Annotated in this window: 18 protein-coding genes; 7 read left to right on the top strand and 11 right to left on the bottom strand. The window is 67.1% G+C overall.

The window, feature by feature from the left end:
- From AC1DYX_RS13130 to AC1DYX_RS13120, 3 genes are all read right to left on the bottom strand, one after another.
- Window positions 1-580 (bottom strand): response regulator (locus tag AC1DYX_RS13130; protein ID WP_477259380.1); only part of this gene is annotated, 580 nt, incomplete at its 3' end.
- On the bottom strand, window positions 577-2,076 hold the full coding sequence (locus AC1DYX_RS13125) for a sensor histidine kinase (protein WP_477259378.1): 1,500 nt from the start codon (window positions 2,074-2,076) through the stop codon (window positions 577-579). The genes AC1DYX_RS13130 and AC1DYX_RS13125, both read right to left, overlap by 4 nt.
- A 92-nt stretch (window positions 2,077-2,168) precedes the next feature.
- On the bottom strand, window positions 2,169-3,977 hold the full coding sequence (locus AC1DYX_RS13120; RefSeq protein WP_477259377.1) for a sensor histidine kinase: 1,809 nt from the start codon (window positions 3,975-3,977) through the stop codon (window positions 2,169-2,171).
- A gap of 120 nt (window positions 3,978-4,097) precedes the next feature.
- Between AC1DYX_RS13120 and AC1DYX_RS13115 the strand changes: the two genes are divergently transcribed.
- On the top strand, window positions 4,098-4,625 hold the full coding sequence (locus tag AC1DYX_RS13115) for a M23 family metallopeptidase (protein ID WP_477259375.1): 528 nt from the start codon (window positions 4,098-4,100) through the stop codon (window positions 4,623-4,625).
- Between the two features lie 120 nt (window positions 4,626-4,745).
- Here the strand turns inward: AC1DYX_RS13115 and AC1DYX_RS13110 are convergent, their stop codons facing one another.
- From AC1DYX_RS13110 to AC1DYX_RS13100, 3 genes are read right to left on the bottom strand one after another with little or no spacing between them, the layout of a single operon-like run.
- Window positions 4,746-6,104 carry an MFS transporter gene (locus AC1DYX_RS13110; protein WP_477259373.1) on the bottom strand — a complete coding sequence of 453 codons (1,359 nt, stop codon included), beginning with the start codon at window positions 6,102-6,104 and terminating at the stop codon, window positions 4,746-4,748.
- Window positions 6,091-7,131: a glucokinase gene (locus AC1DYX_RS13105; protein ID WP_477259371.1), complete on the bottom strand. Its 1,041-nt coding sequence runs from the start codon at window positions 7,129-7,131 to the stop codon at window positions 6,091-6,093. The genes AC1DYX_RS13110 and AC1DYX_RS13105 overlap by 14 nt, the downstream gene beginning before the upstream one ends.
- Before the next feature lie 52 nt (window positions 7,132-7,183).
- Entirely contained in the window at window positions 7,184-8,521 is a 1,338-nt protein-coding gene (locus AC1DYX_RS13100) for a GH1 family beta-glucosidase (protein ID WP_477259369.1), read from the bottom strand.
- 247 nt (window positions 8,522-8,768) lie between these two features.
- Here AC1DYX_RS13100 and AC1DYX_RS13095 point away from each other — a divergent pair, with 247 nt between their 5' ends.
- Window positions 8,769-9,788, top strand: a complete 1,020-nt coding sequence (locus tag AC1DYX_RS13095; protein ID WP_477259367.1) for a LacI family DNA-binding transcriptional regulator — start codon at window positions 8,769-8,771, stop codon at window positions 9,786-9,788.
- Between the two features lie 51 nt (window positions 9,789-9,839).
- Here AC1DYX_RS13095 and AC1DYX_RS13090 read toward each other — a convergent pair whose 3' ends face one another.
- Entirely contained in the window at window positions 9,840-10,583 is a 744-nt protein-coding gene (locus tag AC1DYX_RS13090) for an SDR family oxidoreductase (protein ID WP_477259365.1), read from the bottom strand.
- Window positions 10,584-10,695: 112 nt separating this feature from the next.
- Between AC1DYX_RS13090 and AC1DYX_RS13085 the strand changes: the two genes are divergently transcribed.
- The 3 genes from AC1DYX_RS13085 (at window position 10,696) to AC1DYX_RS13075 (ending at window position 14,952) form a co-directional block, all read left to right on the top strand.
- Window positions 10,696-11,619: a LysR family transcriptional regulator gene (locus AC1DYX_RS13085; RefSeq protein ID WP_477259363.1), complete on the top strand. Its 924-nt coding sequence runs from the start codon at window positions 10,696-10,698 to the stop codon at window positions 11,617-11,619.
- Between the two features lie 88 nt (window positions 11,620-11,707).
- Complete coding sequence (locus AC1DYX_RS13080) at window positions 11,708-13,405, top strand: alkaline phosphatase family protein (protein WP_477259361.1); 1,698 nt, start codon at window positions 11,708-11,710, stop codon at window positions 13,403-13,405.
- A 95-nt stretch (window positions 13,406-13,500) separates the two neighbouring features.
- Complete coding sequence (locus AC1DYX_RS13075) at window positions 13,501-14,952, top strand: Ppx/GppA phosphatase family protein (RefSeq protein ID WP_477259359.1); 1,452 nt, start codon at window positions 13,501-13,503, stop codon at window positions 14,950-14,952.
- 20 nt (window positions 14,953-14,972) lie between these two features.
- On the opposite strand, the gene AC1DYX_RS13070 is transcribed toward AC1DYX_RS13075, so the two are convergent.
- Window positions 14,973-15,449, bottom strand: a complete 477-nt coding sequence (locus AC1DYX_RS13070; RefSeq protein ID WP_477259358.1) for a response regulator — start codon at window positions 15,447-15,449, stop codon at window positions 14,973-14,975.
- 319 nt (window positions 15,450-15,768) lie between these two features.
- Between AC1DYX_RS13070 and AC1DYX_RS13065 the strand changes: the two genes are divergently transcribed.
- Window positions 15,769-16,392 carry a GNAT family N-acetyltransferase gene (locus tag AC1DYX_RS13065; protein WP_477259356.1) on the top strand — a complete coding sequence of 208 codons (624 nt, stop codon included), beginning with the start codon at window positions 15,769-15,771 and terminating at the stop codon, window positions 16,390-16,392.
- Window positions 16,393-16,402: 10 nt separating this feature from the next.
- On the opposite strand, the gene AC1DYX_RS13060 is transcribed toward AC1DYX_RS13065, so the two are convergent.
- From AC1DYX_RS13060 to AC1DYX_RS13050, 3 genes are all read right to left on the bottom strand, one after another.
- Window positions 16,403-17,188 (bottom strand): hypothetical protein, encoded by a 786-nt coding sequence (locus AC1DYX_RS13060; protein WP_477259354.1) that lies wholly within the window; start codon window positions 17,186-17,188, stop codon window positions 16,403-16,405.
- Between the two features lie 7 nt (window positions 17,189-17,195).
- Window positions 17,196-18,200 (bottom strand): hypothetical protein, encoded by a 1,005-nt coding sequence (locus AC1DYX_RS13055; protein ID WP_477259352.1) that lies wholly within the window; start codon window positions 18,198-18,200, stop codon window positions 17,196-17,198.
- A gap of 424 nt (window positions 18,201-18,624) precedes the next feature.
- Window positions 18,625-19,416 (bottom strand): helix-turn-helix domain-containing protein, encoded by a 792-nt coding sequence (locus tag AC1DYX_RS13050; protein ID WP_477259350.1) that lies wholly within the window; start codon window positions 19,414-19,416, stop codon window positions 18,625-18,627.
- 92 nt (window positions 19,417-19,508) lie between these two features.
- On the opposite strand from AC1DYX_RS13050, the gene AC1DYX_RS13045 reads away from it, so the two are divergent.
- Window positions 19,509-20,753: an MFS transporter gene (locus tag AC1DYX_RS13045; RefSeq protein ID WP_477259348.1), complete on the top strand. Its 1,245-nt coding sequence runs from the start codon at window positions 19,509-19,511 to the stop codon at window positions 20,751-20,753.
- Window positions 20,754-20,925 lie beyond the last annotated feature (172 nt).

The following is a 20,925-nucleotide window of genomic DNA, read 5'->3' as shown; positions in this document are numbered from 1 at the left end:
GGATGCCGCCCGGCCATGCGTCGATGGTGGCCGGCGCATAGCCGGGTGGCTGGCCCAGCATCGGCCCCAGCGCATCGGAGCAGGCGATCGCGCGCGTACGCGGGTCGAACTGCCACGTGGCCATGCCGGCCGACTGCAGCGCGATCTCGAGCCGCGCCCGGGCCAGCGATTCACGCGCCTGTGCGTCCTCGGCCCGCGTGCGCTGGGCGACCCGGTCGAGGCAGGCGCGCACCGCGAAGCCGATGCGCGGGTAGTGCTTCGGGGTCTTGGTGATGTAGTCGTCCAGGCCTTCCTTCATCGCGTCGACGGCGATCTCCTCGTTGCCGCTGGCCGTGAACATGATCACGGGCCGCGCCGGGAAGCGCCGTTTCAGCTCGCGCAACACCGTGATGCCGTCCGTGAAGCGCAGGCGGTAGTCGGTGATGGCGATGTCGAAACCGTCTTCGTCCAGGGCCGCCGCCAGCGTTTCCGGGCTGCCCGCCTCGACGATGCGCACGTCGGGGAAATGCCGCACCAGCTCGCGCGCCACGAGTGCCCGGTCGTCCGGGCTGTCGTCGACGAGGAGGGCCGCGAAGCTCATGACGACGACGGCGCCGGCAGGTCGATGGCGAACGCCGAGCCGGTACCCGGCGTCGATTCCACGGCCACCTGGCCGCCCATGCGCTCGACGCCCTTCTTGACGATCGCCAGGCCGATGCCGGTGCCGGGATATTCCTCCTCGCTGTGCAGCCGTTCGAACACGTTGAAGATGCGGCCGAGGGCCGACGGGGCGATGCCGATGCCTTCGTCCGCGACGGTGACGCGGACCATCGAACCGGCCTGCGTGGCCGTCACGCGCACGACGGGCGTCTCCCCGGGGTGCACGAACTTGATGGCGTTCGACACCAGGTTCGCCAGCGCCTGCACGAACGTCTGGCGGTGCGCGCGCACCGTCAGGCCGGGCGGCACGTCGAACTCCAGGCGGGCGCGGGCCTGCTGGATCTCGCCGTGCAGGGAGCCCTTCATCTCGTGCAGCGCGTCGGCGACGGGGACGGAATCGATGGCGATCTCCGTGCGCGACAGGCGCGCGAATTCGAGCAGGTCGGACACCATCGTGTCGACCCGGTGCGCGACGGCCTCGATGCGATGGATGTACAGGCCCGCCTTGTCGAGATTGCCTTCGGCGAAATCCTGCTTGAGGACGTTGGCATAGCCCTGGATTGTGCGCAGCGGCTCGCGCATGTCGTGCGACACGGAAAAGCCGAACGTCTCGAGCGCCTCGTTCGCCTCCTGCAGCTGGCGCGTGCGCGTGGCGATGCGTTGTTCCAGGTCGGCGTTCAGGCGCAGGATCTCGAGGTCGGCGCGGCGCAGCGACGTGACGTCCTCGGCGATGCCGTCGACCGCGTCGTGGCCGTTCACGCGCACGCGTACGAGCTTGACCTTGAACGCGCGCCCCCCGATGCCCAGGTCGCCGTCGTCGAACTGCAGGTCGGTCGCGTCCAGCGTCGCCTTCAGTTCCGGGATGTGGCGCCGGACCTCGTCGATCAGCGGGCGGTGCGCGGCCTTCGAGTATTCGCCGCTCGCCAGGCCCAGCATGCTCCAGAAGGCCCTGTTGCCTGCCTCGATCTCGCCCTCGAGCGACATGCGGAATACGCCCAGCTGGATGTTTTCCAGCAGCGACGCGAGCCGGGTCTCGCTGCGGATCGCGCGCGAGCGGATCTCGGTGCGGTCGAGGCAGGTGCGGACGGCGACCGGCAGCCGCGCGTAATGGCGCGGGCTCTTGATCACGTAGTCGTCGAGGCCGTGCTTCATGGCTTCCACCGCGATCTCCTGCGTGCCCGTGGCGGTGAACATGACGATGGACAGCTGTGGATCGTGTGCCTTGATCAGCTTGAGCACGTCCAGGCCCGTCGTCCAGCGCATCTGGTAGTCCGTGATCACGAGGTCGAACGGGAACCCCGCGGCGGCGACCTCTTCGAAGCCGGCGCGGTCGCCCACTTCCGTCGTCGCGCAGTCGGGAAAATGGCGTTCGAGTTCGCGGCGCGCGAGCAGGCGGTCGTCGGGGTTGTCGTCGAGGAGAAGGAAGCGGAGAGGCATCGTGGGTCCGGGTAGGCAGCGTGGATGATTGCAGGCACCGTCATTGTAGCGTGCGAGCCGCCCGGCCGCCCGGCCGCCCGGCCGCCCGGCCGTCAGGCGACCGGCGGCGCATCCATGGGCTCGGCCGCGCTGGCGGCGTGCCGGCGCGGCGGCTGCAGGCACAGGCGGAACACGGCGCCTGCCACCGACGGATCGCCGCCCGACGGCTCCACGTGGACGGTGCCGCCGAGGCGTTCGACGCCCTTGCGGACGATCGCCAGGCCGACGCCGCTGCCCTCGTACTGGTCTTCGCCGTGCAGCCGCTCGAACACGTCGAACACGCGCTCGCGCTTGTCCGCGGGGATGCCGATGCCGTTGTCCGCGATCCAGACCTCGACGACGTCGCCGGCAATGCGGCCCGTGATGTGCACGTCCGGCCGCACCCCGGGCGCCACGAACTTGATGGCGTTGCCGATCAGGTTCTCGAAGATCTGCACCAGGATGGCCTCGCTGCCCAGCACGGCCGGCAGCGGGGACGCGCAGGCGATGCGCGCGCCGCTGGCGCCGATCTGCGTTTCCATGTCGCCCAGCGCGAGCTGCACGACGCGGTCGAGTTCCACCGGCTGCAGCCGCAGCTCGGCACGCGACATCTGGCTGTACGCGAGCAGGTCCGTCACGAGCCGGTCCATGTTCTGCGTGACGGCCTGGATGCGCCGCAGGAAGTGGCTACCGTTGGCGCTCAGCGTGGCCGCCTCGTCCTCGAGCAGGGCGGCGGCATACCCCTGGACGTTGCGCAGCGGCGCGCGCAGGTCGTGCGCGATGGTGTGGGCGAAGGCGCGCAATTCGATGTTGGCCTCGGCCAGCTGCACGGTGCGTTCGTGGATGCGCTGCTCGAGCAGTTGGTTGGCGTCGCCCAGTGCCCGTTCCGCGCGCCGCAGGTCGGTGACGTCGAGCATGCTCGTGACGGCGCCGTGCACCCGTCCCGCGACGACGAGCGGCTGGCAGTTGAGCAGCCAGGCGCGCATCCGCTCCGGCTGCGCGGGGCTGCTGCCCGTGATCGGGATGCCGGCCACGGCTTCGTTGTCTTCCAGCGCCGTGCGCAGCGCCGTTGCCAGCGTCTGGTCGTCGGCGCTCGATCCGGCGATGCGGAAGACGGTGGTCAGCAACTGGTCGCGCGCCGCGCTCTCGCTGCAACCCAGCAGGCTTTCCGCGACGCGGTTCATGAAGCGCACGCGCCCATGGACGTCGACGGCGATCACGGCCTCGCCGATGCTGCGCAGCGTCGCGTCGAGGTTCGCCCGCTGTGCGGCGAGGAAGGCGGCATCGCGGCGCGCCATCGCACGCACGAACAGCAGCAGCCCGATCGACAGCACGGACACGGCGCCGGCCGCGGCGATCGTCCGTGAGCGGTCGACACCCACGCTCGCCTCGCGCTGCGCGAGCAGCCACTCTTCCTCGGCCTGCATGGCGGCGACCTGCAAGGCGATGGCGCGGCGCAACGCGCGCTCGCCGTTCCGGTTGGGGTAGGGCGCGCCATTCGTGAGACCCGTACGCAGGTTGTCCACGTACTCGTCCACATGGTGCCGGAATCGCGCCAGCGCTTTTTGCTGGGTGGGATTGTCCCTGGTCAGTTGTGTCAAGACGTCGATCTCGCGCGGCAGCGCGGCCAGTTTTGCCTGGAATTCCGCTTCGTCCTGACGGTCGTAGCCGAGGCGCAACGATTTCTGTAAGGCATCGGCCTCGTTGATGAGGCTTTGGGTGCCCTGCACGTGTTCCAGCACTTCCYGCGTATGGATGACCCAGCGCCAGGACGCCATCACATTCTGGATGCCGACGGCGAGCGTGGAAATGCCTGCGAGCAGCACGACGATGCTGATAACCGCAGCGACGTTGACGTACCGATGTGTTCCCTGGATGATCATTGTCCGGTCCGCGTTTGGGTAGCCGATTGACGCGTTCACCATTCTACGCGCACGGGGCCGATTGCGAATTTACGGTTTCGTCCCCATGTGTGCGCCACCTCGACCATTCGTTGGAGTCTTATGCGGATCCTGTTGCGCAGCCTCGTCATCGCCATCGTCCTCATCGCAGCCGGGAGTGTGTTGCGCCCGTGGCTTGGCGGCATCGCCTACGCGATCCGGCTCGGCACGCTGCCGGCGCCGGCTGCGCTGCCGGTGCCCGTGGCGGGCGTGAAGCCGGCGCAACTCGTGGACACCTGGGGTGGTGCGCGCAGCGGCGGGCGCAAGCACGAGGGCATCGACATCTTTGCCCGGCGCGGCACGCCGGTGCTGTCGGCCACCGAGGGCATCGTGCTGGACGTGGGCACGAACCGGCTCGGCGGGCAGGTGGTCTGGGTGCTGGGACCGGGCGGCCAGCGTCACTACTACGCCCACCTGGACCGCTACGGCGACGTGCGCGCGGGCACGCGCGTGGCGCCCGGCACGATCGTCGGCTATGTCGGCAACACGGGCAACGCGGCGACCACGCCGCCGCACCTGCACTACGGTATCTATACGGTGAGCGGCGCCATCGACCCGTATCCGTTGTTGCGTCACGACATGAGCGGTTGACGTGCGGTGTATTCCTACACGCGCACGGCTATCCGGCAAATCGGCGCGTGCCCGCACCAGGACGACAGCGCCCCAAAAAAAAGCCGGGCACGCGGCCCGGCTGGTATGGATGACCCTGTGTCAGGCTGCGCGGTGCGTCGCCTCGGCGTCGTTGGCCGCCGCCGGCTTGGCCGCGTCGCTGCCCATGCCGTCATCGTGGTGGAACGGCGCGAACCACGTCGCGAGGAACGATGGAATCGTGGCGATCATGACGGCGACGAAGTAGCTGACATAGCCCAGGTATTCCTGCAGCATGCCGCTGATCGTGCCGGTCACCATCATGCACAAGCCCATCAGGCCCGTGCCGAATGCATAGTGCGTCGTCGTGTACTTGCCCGGCGCCAGCTGCTGCATCAGGTAGATCATGTAGCCGACGGAGCCGAAGCCGAAGAAGAATTTTTCGACGATGACGCCGGCCGCGATCATCCACGGGTCCGAGGGCAGCGCGATGCTCATCGCGAGGAACGTCGCGTTCGGAATGTTGACGGCGCAGCACAGGATGAACAGGGTGCGCTTCAGGCCGCGCTTCGCGACGAACATGCCGCCCAGCAGGGAGCCCGCGAGCACGGCGATCAGGCCCCACGTGCCGTAGATGATGCCCAGGCTTTCGTTGGTGAGACCGAGCCCGCCCTTGGCGGCCGAATCGACCATGAAGAAGGGACCGATCTTTTCCAGCATGCCGATGCTGAAGCGGAACAGGAACGCGAAGGCGACCATCTTCCACACGTCGCGCTTCTGGAAGAAGGTGACGAACGAATCCCACAGGATCGCGGCGGCACCGCGCACGCTCGTCGGCGTATTTTCCGCCCGCGCGCCCTCGGGCATCACGCGCGCGTGCCAGGCGGCCATCACGAGGACGATGCCGGCGACGATGAAGAAGATCACGCGCCACGCGTCCATCCACTCCGGCCCGAAGACCTTCGGGTCGTGGTGGAACACGTCCGTGTGCAGGCGGCCGCTCAGGTAGACGAGGAAGCCGGAGGCGACGATCGGCCCGACGTTCCACGACAGGCTCTGGACGCCGCAGTACAGGGCCTGCGTGCGCGAGTCGAGCGACGTCACGTACACGCCGTCGCTGGCGATGTCCTGCGTCGCGCCGATGAACGACATCAGGAAGAACAGCGGCAGCATCAGCACCATGAAGTCGGGCAGGCCCATGGCCAGCCCGGCGCCGGCGAAGCCCAGTGCGATGAGCACCTGCATCAGCAGTACGAAGAATTTCTTCGTACGGTACATCTCGACGAACGGCGCGAACAGCGGTTTCGCCGTGTATGCGAAGATCAGGGAGCTCGAATACGCGGCGGCGCGCGCATTGTCCAGGCCGATGTTCTTGAACATGATGGCCGTCACGCTCGTCAGCATGATGTAGCCCATGGCCATGGTGAAGTAGCCGGTGGGCACCCACAACAGCGGGTGGCGGATGCGGTCAGGCGTGCGCATGGTGCGAACCGGTGACGGAATCGATAGGAGCGCGCTGGGCGGCCGTGCGGGCGTCGACCAGCTGCTGGTCGAGCATCGCGGCGGCGCCGGCCAGGGCGGGGTAGGGCGCGTGGATCACGTACACCGGGATCTGCCTGCAGAAGTCGGTGAAGCGGCCCTTGTTCTCGAAGCGGGCGCGGAACGACGACTGGGCGAAGAACTTGCCCAGGCGCGGCACGACGCCGCCGCCGATGTAGATGCCGCCGCGTGCGCACAGCGTGACGGCCACGTTGGCGGCCATGGTGCCCAGGGCGCCGCAGAAGATGTCCAGCGCTTCCGCGCACAGCTTGTCGCCCGACAGGCCACGCTCGACGACCTGGGCGGGTTCCAGCACTTCGGCGGCGGCGCCGTCGATGGCGCACAGCGCCTCGTGGATCGTGGCCAGGCCCGGACCCGAGATCAGGCGCTCGGCCGACACGTGGGCCCACTTGGTCCAGCACCAGGCGAGGATCGCCTGTTCGCGCGCGTTCGACGGCGAGAAGGCGACGTGGCCGCCTTCGCTCGGCAGCACGGTCCAGCGGCCGTTGTCGGGGATGACGCCGCCGACGCCCAGGCCCGTGCCGGCACCCACCAGGCCGATCACGGCATCGGGATTGACGCGGGTGCCGCCGACCTGCTCGAGGTCCGCGTCCGCCAGGCTGGGCACCGACATCGACAGGGCGGCGAAGTCGTTCACGACCAGCAGCGTGTCGAGGCCGAGGTCGCGGCGCGCGGCGTCGATCGAGAACTGCCAGTGGTGGTTGGTCATCTTGATGAAATCGCCTTCGACCGGATTGGCGATCGCGATCACGGCGTGACGCACCTCGCGCGCCGCGCCGGGATGGCCGGCCAGGTAGGCGCGCACGGCGTCGGTGAACGTCGCGTACGCGGCGCACGCCAGCGTGGCGATTTCCTCGATGCGGCCGGGGCCGCGCTGCAGGGCGAAGCGGGCGTTGGTGCCGCCGATATCGGCCAGCAGGCGGGCACCGCCGAAAAGTACATCATCCATGTTGTCCCTCATGTCTTCCTCGGTCTCCTGTTCTTCTCACCCCGCGGCGGGGTCAGGCCGCGCGCAGGTTGTCGCGCTGGCCGGCGATGAAATCGCGGTACCAGAGGGCGCTCGCCTTCGGGGTCCGCTGCTGGGTGTCATAGTCCACGTAGACGATGCCGAACCGCTTCGCATAGCCGGAATTCCATTCAAAATTGTCCATCAGGCTCCACAGGAAGTAGCCGCGCACGTCCACGCCCTGGTCCATCGCCGCCTTGAGCGCTTCCAGGTGGGTGCGCACGTACTCCAGGCGCTGCATGTCGTTGACCTGGCCGCCTTCGATCGCATCGACCGACGCCATGCCGTTTTCCGTAATGTACACCGGCGGCAGGTCCGGATACTCCTGTTTCAGCTGCACCAGCAGGTCAGTGAGGCCCTGCGGGTAGATTTCCCAGCCCATGTCCGTGAAGCCCAGGCCGCCTTCCGGCTTGCGCGGCGGGACTTCGGCGCTCATCACTTCGCGGCGGTAGTAGTTCACGCCCAGGAAGTCCATCGGCTGGGCGATGATGTCGAAGTCGGCAGGTAGAACGTCCGGCGCGTTGGCGCCGTGCGCTTCCAGCGACAGGGCCGGGTAGCGGCGCTTGAAGATCGGGTCCATGAACCACTCGATCGAATTTGCCCACTCCAGTTCGGCCAGGCGGCGGTCGGCCGCGCTGTCGGTCGCCGGTTCCGCCGTCCACTGGTTCAGCACGATGCCGAGCATGCAGGTCGGATTCACGGCGCGCATCGATTGCATCGCGAGGCCGTGCGACAGCAGCAGGTGGTGCGAGACCTGGATCGCCTGTTTCTTGTCCGCGACACCCGGCGCGAACTGGCCGTTGCCGTAGCCGAGGTTGGCCGTGCACCACGGTTCGTTGTGGGTGGCGATACTGGCCACGCGGTTGCCGTAGCGGCGTGCCACCTCGGCGGCGTAGTCGGCGAAGCGGTGCGCGGTGTCGCGCGACATCCAGCCGCCGTCGTCCTGCAGGCCCTGCGGCAGGTCCCAGTGGTACAGCGTGATGTGTGCCGTGATGCCTTTTTCATCCAGCGCGTCCAGCAGGCGCGTGTAGAAATCGAATCCCTTTTCGTTCCAGGCGCCCTTGCCGGTCGGCTGCACGCGCGCCCACGCGATCGAGAAGCGGTAGGCGTTCACGCCCAGCGACGCCATCATGGCGACGTCGTCGCGGTAGCGGTTGTAGTGGTCGCAGGCGACGTCGCCGTTGCTGCCGTCGATGATGTTGGCGGCATCGTGCGAGAACGTGTCCCAGATCGACGGGCCTTTGCCGTCGGCGTCATGGGCGCCTTCGATCTGGAACGCGCTGGTGGCGACGCCCCACGTGAAATTGGAAGGAAAACGGATGAAATCGGTCATGGTGCGGTCGTAGTCGTATGGTGAGGTCGAAATCGGTGCGCCCGTGCGCGACGCGGCCTGTCGCGGAGGCGGGCGTTCTGGACGCACCTTTTCACTGTTTTTGAAATCGATTTCATCGTACATGGGCGCTTGCCCGGGTGTCAAATGGATTTTTTTCCGCAATCGGCCTCCCCATGTCAAACTGGCATGTCCTGGTGTATATTCACGACCTTCGCGGCATCGTCGCGCATGAAGCAGGCCGAAACGCATGAAAAAGGATTCCAGCAGCTCGCAGATGGTCACCGTCCACGAGGTCGCCCGCGTGGCGGGCGTGTCGGCGGCGACGGTCTCGCGCTTCCTGAACGGCACCGCCAAGGTGTCGGAGGAAAAGCGCCAGGCCATCGAGACCGTCATCGAAAAGCTCAATTACAAGCCGAACGTGCTGGCGCAGAACCTCAAGATGGGCAGCTCGCGCACGATCGGCGTGCTGACCCAGTCGCTCGTCTCGGGTTATTTCGCCGACGCGATGGCCGGCATCGACGAGGCGCTGCAGGGCACGGGCTATGCGCCGATGATCGTGTCCGGCCACTGGCACGCGGAAGAGGAAGCCGAGCGGATCGAACTGCTGATCGCGCGGCGCGTGGACGGCCTCGTGATCCTGAGCGRCAAGCTGAAGGACGCGCAGATCCTGAAGCTGTCGCAGCGCGTGCCCATCGTCGCCTTCGGGCGCGACCTGAGCGCCCCGCGCGCCTATGGCTTCTGCCTCGACAATTACTGGGGCGCGTGCGAGGCGGTGCGCCACCTGATCCAACAGGGCCACCGCAACATCGCGTTCATCACGGGCCCGTCCGACCACCAGGATGCGCTGGCCCGCCTGACCGGCTACCGCGACACGCTGGCCAAGCACGGCATCAAGGAACATCAGCAGCTGATCGTCGGCGGCGACTTCCAGGAATCGGGCGGCCTGTTGGCCGTCGAGCGCCTGCTGGAATCGGGCCAGCGTTTCTCCGCCATCTTCTGCGCCAACGACCTGACCGCGTACGGCGCGCGCCTGGCGCTGTACCGGCGCGGCATCCGCGTGCCGGAAGACATCTCCGTCATCGGTTTCGACGACCTGCACAGCTCGATGTACACGACGCCGCCGCTGACGACGGTGCGCCAGCCGCTGTTCGACGTCGGCAAATGCCTCGGCCGCGCCATCATCAAGATGATCGGGCACGAGACGCTCGCTATCGAGGTGCCGCAGCTGAACCTCGTCGTGCGCGAGTCGGTCAAGCGCGTCGACTGAGAAATTCGGGGTCAGAGCACGCTCTGACCCCGAATTGTGCTGAATCAAACCTCAGGCCGCGAAGCCGCCGTCCACCGCCAGGTCCGCACCCGTCACGAAGCTCGCCTCCGGGCCCGCCAGCCACGCGACCATGCCCGCCACTTCCTGCGGCCGGCCGTGGCGCGGCAAGGCCATGTAGGCGTGCAGCGATTTGCCGAAGTCCGTGTCGGCCGGATTCATGTCCGTGTCCACGGGGCCCGGCAGCACGTTGTTCACCGTGATCCCGCGCGGCCCCAGGTCGTGCGCGAGCCCTTTCACCAGACCCGTCAGTGCGGACTTGCTCATCGCATAGACGGCCGCGCCGGCGAACGGCACGCGCATGGCGTTCGTGCTGCCGATGTTGACGATCCGTCCGCCGTCCGGCAGGTGGCGCACGGCCGCTTGCGTGGCGGCGAACACGGCGCGCAGGTTGACGGCGACCGTCTTGTCGAAATCCGCAAGGGCGAAGTCCGCGACGTGGCCACCGAGGAAGACGCCGGCGTTGTTGACGAGGATGTCCAGGCGCCCGAACCGGCTCGCCGCCGTGTCGATCGCGTCGGCCAGCGCCTGCGGATCGGCCGCGTCGGCGCGCAGCGCAAGGGCGCGGCCGCCCGCCGCTTCGATGCGGCCGGCCAGTGCCTGCGCCTGCTCTTCCGACGACTGGTACGTGAACGCCACGGCGGCGCCCGCGGCGGCGAGGCGTTCCACGATGGCGGCGCCGATGCCGCGCGAACCGCCGGTGACGAAGGCGACCTTGTTTTCGAGAGTGGTGTTCATGATCTGCTCCTTGAAGGGTGGGTGGGTGATGTGTGCAGTATCATTCCAACCTGTAGTTCAAACTAGCCCGTCAAAAAGCACATTACCTTCAACTATTGGTTGAAAATTCACCATGAATGAGGCCTTCGTCCACCTCGATTCCTTCATCTACAGCGCGGAGGCCGGCAGCTTTTCCGCCGCCGCGCGCCGCCTCGGTCTCACGCCGGCGGCCGTCAGCAAGAACGTCGCCCGGCTCGAGGCCGACCTCGGCGTCCGCCTGTTCCGGCGCAGCACGCGCAAGCTGAGCCTGAYGGACGAGGGCGAGCAATTCCTGCGCGAGGTCGCCGAGCCGTGGCACCGCATTCAGGACGCGATTGCCGTCGTGCGCCAGGGCGCCAACCACGCGGCGGGGCCGTTGAAGGTGGCGCTGGCGCCGGCCGTCGGGCGCATGCATTTCGTGCCGATGCTGGCGGAATTCCGCCGCCGCCATCCCGAGGTCCTGCCGGACCTGCACTTCGACAATCGTCAGGTCGACCTGGTCGGGGAGGGCTTCGACGTGGCCATCGGCGGTGGCGTCGAGCTGCCGCAGGGCGTCGTCGCGCGCGAGCTGGCGCGGGTGCGCGTCGTCCTCGTGGCGTCGCCGGATTACCTGGCACGGGCGGGCACGCCGCGCAACCCGGACGACCTGGCCGGCCACGACGGCATCGTGCGCCGTTCGATCCGCACGGGCCGCGTCCAGGCGCTCACCCTGCGCGACGACGCCGGCCATGTGGCGCCGTACGAGTGCCGGCCCGTGGCCGCGCTGGACGATCCGGAAGCGATGGCGCATGCCGCCGCAGCAGGCCTGGGCATCGCACTGGTGCCGGCCCCGCACGCCGGGCCGCTGCTGGCGGACGGCCGGCTCGTGCGCATCCTGCCCGGCTGGTATGCGGAGACGGGGCCGCTGTTCCTGTATTACTCGAGCCGGCGCTTGCTGCCGGCCAAGACGCGTGTCTTCGTCGAGTTCGTCATCGAGCGCTTCCGCGACCAGGGACTGGCCGCCCACTTCGCCGGCTGACCGGCCACACGGTTGTGTCACGAAACTGACATCTGCCTTTCATACAATGTACGATTGGCAATAACGACCCACGCAACGAAAGACCCGCATGACCCGGACCTGGCTGAAGACGTCGCTCACCCTGATCGCCTGCGCCGCGCTGTGGTTGCCCGGCACGGCCACCGCCGCCGCCGGCGCCGTCCAGGCAGGCAAGCCGGCCGCCGTCCAGGCCGTCGTGCAAATGAAGCCGCCGAAGCTCGTCGTCGTCATGGTCATCGACGGCCTGCCGTTCGAACAGGTCCAGCGCTACCGCGACCAGTTCGGCCCCGGCGGCGTGCGGCGCCTGCTGGAACAAGGTGCGTCGTTCACGGACGCCCACCAGGCCCACGGGATCACGGTGACGGCCGTCGGCCACTCGGCCGTGCTGACGGGCGCGTATCCCTATCGCCACGGCATCATCGGCAACAACTGGATAGCCGCGGACGGCAAACAGGTGTATTGCACCGAGGACGCGCGCTACCGCTACATCGACGAGGACACGGACGCGCACGACGGCACGTCCCCTGCAAACCTGCGCGTCGACACGCTCGGTGACCAGCTGCGCTACGCGAGCGGTAATCGCAGTAAAGTCGTCGCCGTCTCCGGCAAGGACCGTGGCGCCATCCTGTTGGCCGGCAAGACGGGCACCGCGTACATGTACATGGACAAAACGGGCGACTTTGCCAGCAGCACCTACTACATGGACAGGCATCCGGCCTGGGTCGAACGCTTCCGCGCCGCCAGGCCGCAGGACCGCTACTACGGCACATCGTGGAAGCCGCTGCTGGACGACTTGGCCTATGCCGACGACGCCCAATATCCGGAAGCGACGACGGCCGACACCAACCGCTTTCCGTTCACGTTTTACAGCGAGAGTGGAGCGCCGGCCGCCGATTACTATGGCCGGCTGAAGACAAGTCCCGCCGTCGACGAGCTCACGCTGGACTTCGCCGAAGCTGCCGTCGATGGCGAACAGCTGGGCCGCAATCCGACGGGTGCGACGGACCTGCTGGGCGTGAGCCTGTCCGGCCACGACTACGTGAACCACGCCTATGGTCCGGAAAGCCGCATGTCGCACGACCACCTGCAACAGGTCGACCGCCGGATCGCGCGCTTCTTCGCCTTCCTCGACCGGCGCGTCGGCCTGGACAATGTGCTGGTCGTGCTGACGGCCGACCATGGCTTTGCCAACACGGCCGAGTTCTCGCAGGCGCGGCACATGGACGCGCTGCGCGTGAATCCGAAGGCGCTGCTGGAAAAACTGAACGCTGCGCTGGCCGAACGCTTCGGCGTCGACAAGCTCGTCAGGACGTCGTTGCTGCCCGAGGTGGTTCTCGACTACGACGCGATCGCGCGCCGCGGGCTGGCGCGGGCCGACGTCGAGAACGCCGCCGCCCGCTACCTGCTCACGCAGCCGGGCATCGCGCAAGTCTTCACGCGCACGCAGCTGGAGCAGGGCGTCGCGGCGCAGTCGCGCCTGGGCACGCTGATGCAACGGGCCTGGAACCGCACGCTGTCCGGCGACCTGTTGCTCGTGACGACGCCGTACACCATCTTCAGCAGTGGCACATCCGGTGCCAGCCATGGCACGCCGTGGCAATACGACACCTCTGTACCCCTGCTGATGATGGGCCGGCGCTGGATCCGTCCGGGCGAGCAGGCCGGCTATGCCGAGGTCGTGGACATCGCGCCCACGCTGGCCGACATCCTGCACGTGCGGCGCCCGGCCGGCGCGGAAGGCCGCGTGCTGACCGAGGTGTTGCGTTGATGGCGGGCCAGGATGAGATGACGGACGGCATCGGATGGGCGTCGGGCCGTGCGCCCGCTATACTTCCGTCAACGCCATCCATTCCAGACGCATCCATGTACGCAGCAGTCGACCTCGGCTCCAACTCCTTCCGCCTCCACATCGGCGAGCCGATCGCGGGCCAGATCCACATCGTCCGCACGGCACGCGATCCGATCCGCCTGGCCTCGGGCCTCGGGCCGGACAATGCGCTGACCGAGGCCGCGGTCGAGATGGCCGTGAACACGCTGCGTGACTTCAGCGCCATCCTGCGCCAGTACCGGCTCGACGCCGTGCGCGTCGTGGCCACCAACACGATGCGCGTGGCCAGCAATGCCGACGCGGTGCTGCCGCGCCTGGAAGAAGCGATCGGCTATCCGATCGAGATCATCTCCGGCGAGGAAGAAGGGCGTCTGATCTACATGGGCGTGGCGCGCGCGCTGGGGCGCCGCGCCGAGCGGCGGCTCGTGATCGACATCGGCGGCGGCTCGACCGAAGTCATCACCGCGCATGGCGACGACATCGATATCGTCGAATCGTTCAGCATCGGCACGCATCCGCAGAGCGCCACGTATTTCATGGGTGGCCAGATCAGCGCGGACGCGTTCGCGACGGCCGTCAACGCGGCGCGTGCCCGCTTCGAGGACCTGGCCGACCAGTACCGGAAGCATGGCTGGGATGCCGTCTATGGCTCGTCCGGCACCATGCGCGCGATCAACGAAGTCATCTCGCGCAACCGCATCGGCGACGGCACGATGTCGCTGGCGAGCCTGCTGGCGCTGCGCGACAAGCTCGTCGAACTGGGCCACGTCGACGCGTTCGACCTGCCGGGCGTGAAGCGCGAGCGCGTGATCGTGATGGTGGGCGGCCTGTCCATCCTGATCGGCGTGATGCAGGAGCTGGGCGTGACCGCCATGACGGCGATCAATGCCGGCCTGCGCCTGGGTGTCCTGTCCGACCTGGAACTGCGCGCCAACCGCCAGGACCGCCGCGACCTCGCCATCCAGGACTGCATGCGCCGCTTCGGCGTCGATCCGCAGCGGGCGGCGCGCACGGCTGCCATCGCGCGCAAGTTGTTCGAAAAGCTCGGACCGCAGGACGAATCCGTCTGCCATCACCTGCTGCGCAGCGCCATGCTGCACGAGGTGGGCCAGGCCATCTCGCACACGGGCGCACACAAGCATGCCGCGTACATCGTCGAGCACGCCGACCTGCCGGGTTTCACGGCGCGCGAGCAGCGCCTCATGAGCCTGATCGTGCTGGGCCAGAAGGGCAATCTGCGCAAGGTGCGGGAGGTATTGGGACTGCCCGACCTCGCCAAGGCCGTGCTGGCGCTGCGTCTCGCCGCCGTGTTCATGCACGCGCGCGTGGACGGCGACGTCGACGCGATCCGCCTGCGCCTGAAAGGCCGCATCGACATCGAGACCCCGCGCGGCTGGCTGGGCCTGCATCCGACCGTTGCCGCCTGGTTCGAGAAAGAGGCGGCGGCGTGGAGCGACGTCGGTGTGCCTTTCAGCGTAACGACATAAGGTCACGTCGAAAATGACGATTAATGCGCGTGCGCCGAACCCAAATGGGATTGGTGCGACAACATCGAATTCAATATCGTCATAAACGTCGTTAATAGGACGGGCTTCAGATAATACTGATCGAAGCCGGCCGATTTGGCAAACTTGTACATGCCCTCGAAGTAATATCCGGTGATTCCCAGAAATATACTGCTTGCCGTTTCAGGAATCGTGCGCAGCTGTTTGCATATCGTGAAATCTTCCGGGCTGCGGAAATCCGACGACAGAATGACGGCATGGGGCGGACATTGACTTGCGCAGGCAATCGCCTCGCAGATATTCGCGGCGCATGTCACGTGGTATTTATAATGGTTAAGCAAGGCTGTCAGACACTCGCGCATGCATTCGTTCGGCTCGACGAGCAGGACGTGCAGCGGGTCTGGCGAAACTTGATCGGACGGTAAAGGTAGGTCGGATAATACGCGGCTGAATTGCGCAAGCTTGCTGGAATAAGGCACGTACGAGTCTCCAGAATTTTATTATGAGTGCATACCAACTTGCCGTTGGGTATTTATATGAATATTGTTGTGTATTCATTTGCATTAGCTTAGCGCGAAATCACAAACAAGTCGATGTGCTATCTCAGCATTTGTTGCTTGGCGACTCATAAACGCAACGCTGCATCCACTGGCGGTACTCTGCGTTAAGTTTTTGATTTAAATCATTTTAAGTTCAGAAACTTTGCCGCAAAGAATCTACTCATGAAATCGAATTCAATTAGGAAATCACCGTGCGCTATATGACGGTTTGATTAATCGAGCAACGAAATGACTCTTTATGAATAATGTGGTATTCGCCCTGGATAATGTTGTACTGGAGGGACACCACGTGCGCCTGGAGCCCTACGAGGACGCGCTGCGGGAGCCGGTCCGGGCCGCCCTCGACTGCGACGCGGCGGGTTGGAACCTGTTCGCCATCAGCGGCCAGGGCGGGCATTTCGACGGCTGGTGGGACATGCTCACCGCGCAGGTGGCGCAGGGCGAATGGATCGCCTACGCGATCCGCCAGCGAACGACGAATGCGATCGTGGGCACGACCAGCTTCCTGAACATCAAGCGCACGCGCCAGTGCGCCGAGATCGGCGCCACCTTTTTGCACCCGGACGTCCGCTCGACGCTCGTCAACGTGGAAGCGAAATACCTGATGCTGCGACATGCTTTTGCCTGCGGCGCGCGGCGCGTGGAATTGCTGACGGACGCGCGCAACCTGCGCAGCCAGGCCGCCATCGCCAAGCTGGGCGCGGTGCGCGAAGGCGTGTTGCGGCGGGATCGCGTTACGTGGACGGGGCATGTGCGCGACAGCGTGCTGTTCGCAGTGACGGACCTGGACTGGCCGGAGGTGCGGGGCCGGCTGCTGGGGCGGCTGGGCGAGGACCGCGAGCCGGCCACCAAGCCTGCCTGAACGTCAGGCCTCAATACATGGCCGAAACCGCGAAAGTCAGTGTCTGGCGCGTGTGTTCCGGTTGCGTGACCGTGCCGCGGAATTCCCCATCCGCCGTGAATGGGACGTTGCCGCTGCGCGGCGCGCGGGCATGGTCGTAGCGCGTGCGCAGTTCCAGCCAGGGCGCGTTGGCGGGACGTAGCGCGAGGCCCAGGCGCAGGCCGCGGACGCGGCCGCCGTCGATGCGCACGGGATCGAAGCGCCCCGAGAACGCGACGCGCATGCGCTCCGGCGTGGACAGGAACAGGTCCGCCTCGGCGGTCAGCCGGCCGGCTGCCGGGCGCCACGTCCTGGCCGCGCCTGCGAGCAGCCGGGTGGAGCGGTAGGTTTCCTGCAGGCCCAGGGCGGTTGCTGTGCCGGCGATGTCGCGCCGCCAGCGGTCGGTCTCGACGAGCGCGAGCAGCGACACGTCTCCACCGAGCGCGTACGCCGCGCCGGCGTTGGCCGCCGCAAGCCGCGTCGAGGTCGTCGACGTGGCGGGCACGCCGGTCTGCGTGCGCCCATCGTAGCCGATGCCGCCCCGGTACGCTTCCGCGCCGGCGCGCCAGGTCAGCATCCCCGTCGTGTATGCGGCCTGGAACGCGATGCCCGGCAGCCAGCCCCTTTCGCGGACGAGGCGGTGCCCGGCCGCGTCGTACTCGTCGTGAACGGCATGACGCAGGCCGGGGCCGGCCCCGACCTGCCATTGCGCATGTGCCGGCATGCCGGCGCACGCACACAACACCGGGACCAGCCCGGCACGAAGAAAGCGATGCATGCGCGGATCAGAAGGCGGCGGAGAAGTCGCTCCAGCTCAGCGTGCTGGTCTGCGTGACGACGCCATCGCCCCTGGCGCTATAGTCGACACGGACGCCGTTGGAAACGACGGTCGCGGTGACGGAAGAGCCGGCACCGTTGACGATGAGCGAACCCGCGGTCGGGGTGCCCGTCGTGGTGGTGACGAACGGCTGCAGGTTCTTGACCGTATAGGCGAACTGGCCCAGCCCGTTGGTATTGCCCGACACCGAGAAGTCGGCGGCCGCGCTCACCGTCGAGCCATGGACGCTGCCGTTCACCGAATATGCGCTCAGCGTGCGCGTGGCAACGGTCGCGCCGGACCGCTGCTCCGTCGCCAGCAGCGAGGCGCCCGTGATTGCAAACGTTGCATCGACGCTGCTCATGGCGGCGATGCCGATCTTCATGTCGCCATTCAGCGTATCGGCCGTGCTGCCGGTCGCGATGGAGAAGTTGTTGAAGCGGGCATCCAGCGTCACGGCGCCGCTCGTGGAGTTGATGACGTCGCCGCTGACGCCAGACACCGTGATCGACAGGTTGCCGTTCATCGTCGATCCGTCCTCGGTGCAGTTAAACGCGGTCATCGTCAGCGTGTCGCCGTTGCTCAGCGTATTCTGGTTGCGCAGCGTCGCATCGATCGTCACGGTGCCGCCACCAGCGCACGAATCGGAGATCGTGACCCCGGTCAGCAGACCGGCAGCGTTGCTCCCATACGCCTGTTTGACGAGGCCGAGCACCGGCGATACCGCGCCGACGCCCGGCGCCGCGATGCTCACGCCGGTCACGACGCCGGTCAGCGACGTGGACGATTGGCTGATCAGGGCGCCGGCGGCATAGCCGCTGCTGGCCACCTTGGGCGCATCGGCCGCGGCGATCGTGGACAGCGAGGATGCCTGCACGGGCGTCGAAGCGGTGCCACCGCCACCGCCACCGCCACCGCAGGCGGACAGGACGAGCGCGCAGCCGACGGCGGCAATGGAGTACTTGCTATTCATCTGTGGGTTCTCTCTCATCGATAAATCAATGTTGGATGGGCGTCGACGCATCGGATGCATCGAAGACCTTGCGCTGCTGTTATGTTCCGAACGGAGACGGAGTTTACAGTAGGCAAGGGGTGTGAATGTGCGCACAATGTCACGGACGACCATCCCTGTCGCGATCAATCAGGCACGAAGGAAATCATGCATGTATGGCGCGCTCAGTAATCGGAGAGGAAATCGTTCCGGATCCGCGTATTGCTGTTCGTGATGGTCCCATTGGCGTTGTCGCTGTAGTCCACGCGGGCACCGTCGGGGGGGCGGTCATGGTGACGGACGAGCCGGCGCCGTTGACGATCAGCACGCCCTTGGTCGGCGTCTCCTTGGCGGGGCCGGTGAACGGCAAGGGGGCTGAAAGTGCGCACAAAGTCGCGCAGGCCCGTCAGCGCTGCGCAAAGAATGCCGACGGCGAACACCCGAACGTCTTCCTGAACATGTGCGAAAACGCCGACTGGCTGGTATAGCCCAGTTCCTCGGCCACGCGCGCGAGCGGCATCCCGCGCGCGATCAGCGGCGCCGCGTGCGCCAGGCGGACCTGCTGGCGCCACTGGCCGAAGCTCATCCCGAGTTCCCGCTCGAACAGCCGCGCCAGCGTGCGCTCGGACGCCCCGGCCTGGCGGGCCCAATCGGCCAGGGTCAGCGTGGCCCCCGGTGCGTCGAGCAGGCGTTCGCACAGGGCCGTCAGGCGCTTGTCGCGCGGCAGCGGCACGCGCATCGGCAACGCGGGGGACGCGGCCAGCTCGTCCAGCACCAGTTCCGACAGCAAGGTGGCGCGCTGCGACGCCTCGGCGGGCGGCAATTGCTCGAGTGAGTGGATCAGCTCACGCAGCAGGGTGGATACCTCCAGCACGCGGCAATCCTCGCCAGGAAACGGCGTGCGCGCGGCCAGGATGCGCACGGGCCGCAACCGGGCCGGCTGCAGCACGGTCACCGCATGGACGACGCCGGGTGCGATCCACACCGCACGCGACGGCGGCACGATCCAGCTGCTGTCGGCGGCCGTCACGCGGATCACGCCGTCGCGCGTGTGCGTGAGCTGGCCGAACGGATGCGTGTGCGGCAGCAGGTGCTCGGCCGTCTGCAGGTCGCGCGCGATCAGCGTGACGGGGCGCTCTAGCGTGGGATCGTAGCAATCCGGCCAGGGCTGCGTATGACGTACGACGGGAACGCTCATGGAGTATTGTCCGTTTCTCGACAAAATTTGTCCTGCTATCGTAATTCAGCCGTGGCCGTCTTGCCTACACTGGGCTTTTCCCCGGAGATCTCATGGAACGAGACAGCAACTTGCGCACCGACGCGCGCGTGATCGGCCTCGTGGGCCTGGCCCACGGCACGTCGCACTTCTACCACCTGATCCTGGCGGCGCTGTTCCCCTGGCTGAAGCCCGCGTTCGGCCTCAGCTATGCGGAACTGGGGCTGCTGCTGACGGCGTTCTTCGTCGTCTCCGGCATCGGCCAGGCGCTGGCGGGTTTCGTCGTCGATCGCGTCGGCGCGCTACGCGTCCTGTTCTTCGGCATGGCGATGCTGGGCGTGTCGGCCCTCGTGCTGGCGGTGGCGGGCAGCTATCCGGCGCTGATGGCGGGGGCGCTGCTGGCCGGCGTCGGCAACAGCATTTTTCACCCGGCCGACTACACGCTGCTGAACCAGCGCGTGTCGCGCGCGCGGCTGGCGCACGGCTTTTCCATGCACGGCATCAGCGGCAACATCGGCTGGGCCGCGGCGCCGTTGTTCATGACGGCGGTCGCCGCGGCCGCCAGCTGGCGCATGGCGCTGGCCAGCGCGGCGGTCCTGCCATTCGTCGTGCTGGGCATCCTGTTCCTGAACCGTTCCTGCCTGCGCCCGGAACCGAAGCCGGCCGCGGCAAGCGCCGCCGCGGGCGGGGAGGGCGCCCTGTCCTTCCTGCGTCTGTCCGCCGTCTGGATGTGTTTCGCCTTCTTCTTCCTGACGGCGGTGGCGCTGGGCGGCATCCAGGCGTTCGCGGCGATCGGCCTCACGCAGTTGTATGGCATCTCGCGCGAGTTGGCGACGGGGGCGTACACCGCCTACATGCTGGCGTCGGCGGGCGGCATGCTGCTGGGCGGGTTCGTCGGCATACGGGCATCCGGGGTACGAGCTACCGGTGCGGGCCGCCAGGACCACGACCGCACGGTCGCAATCGCCTTCGCCATCGCCGCCGCGCTGGCGCTGCTGCTGGGCGCCGCCGTCGTGCCGGGCTGGCTGGCGCTGCCGCTGATGGCGTTGATCGGCTTTTTCTCGGGTGTGGCCGGGCCGTCGCGCGACCTGATGATCCGCGCCGCGGCGCCGAAGAATGCCACCGGGCGCGTGTACGGCGTCGTCTACTCGGGGCTGGATTCCGGGCTGTCGGTGGGGCCGGCGCTGTTCGGACTCGTGATGGATGCAGGACATCCCGGGTGGCTGTTTGCCGGGATCGCGTTGTTCCAGGCGCTGGCGATCGCGATGGCGGTGGGTGTCGGGGGCGGGACGCGCAGCAGCAGGTTGCAGAATGCCTGATTAAGATCCCATTCCAGTAGATACCGTCTCGCCCGTCAAGCCTCACATGGCGTAATTTGGGTCATATGGCCTGCCTGTGTGCACAACACCAAAGCACAGGTGGGCCAGCTTGCGCATGCAGGCGCCGATGACGGCCATTTTGGTTTTGCCTTTGGCGAGCAGGCGTTCACTG

It is taken from the genome of Massilia sp. P2_C2 (genome assembly GCF_056404615.1).
Note: the sequence above shows the minus strand (reverse complement) of the source record. Positions and strands in the feature narration are given on the sequence as shown.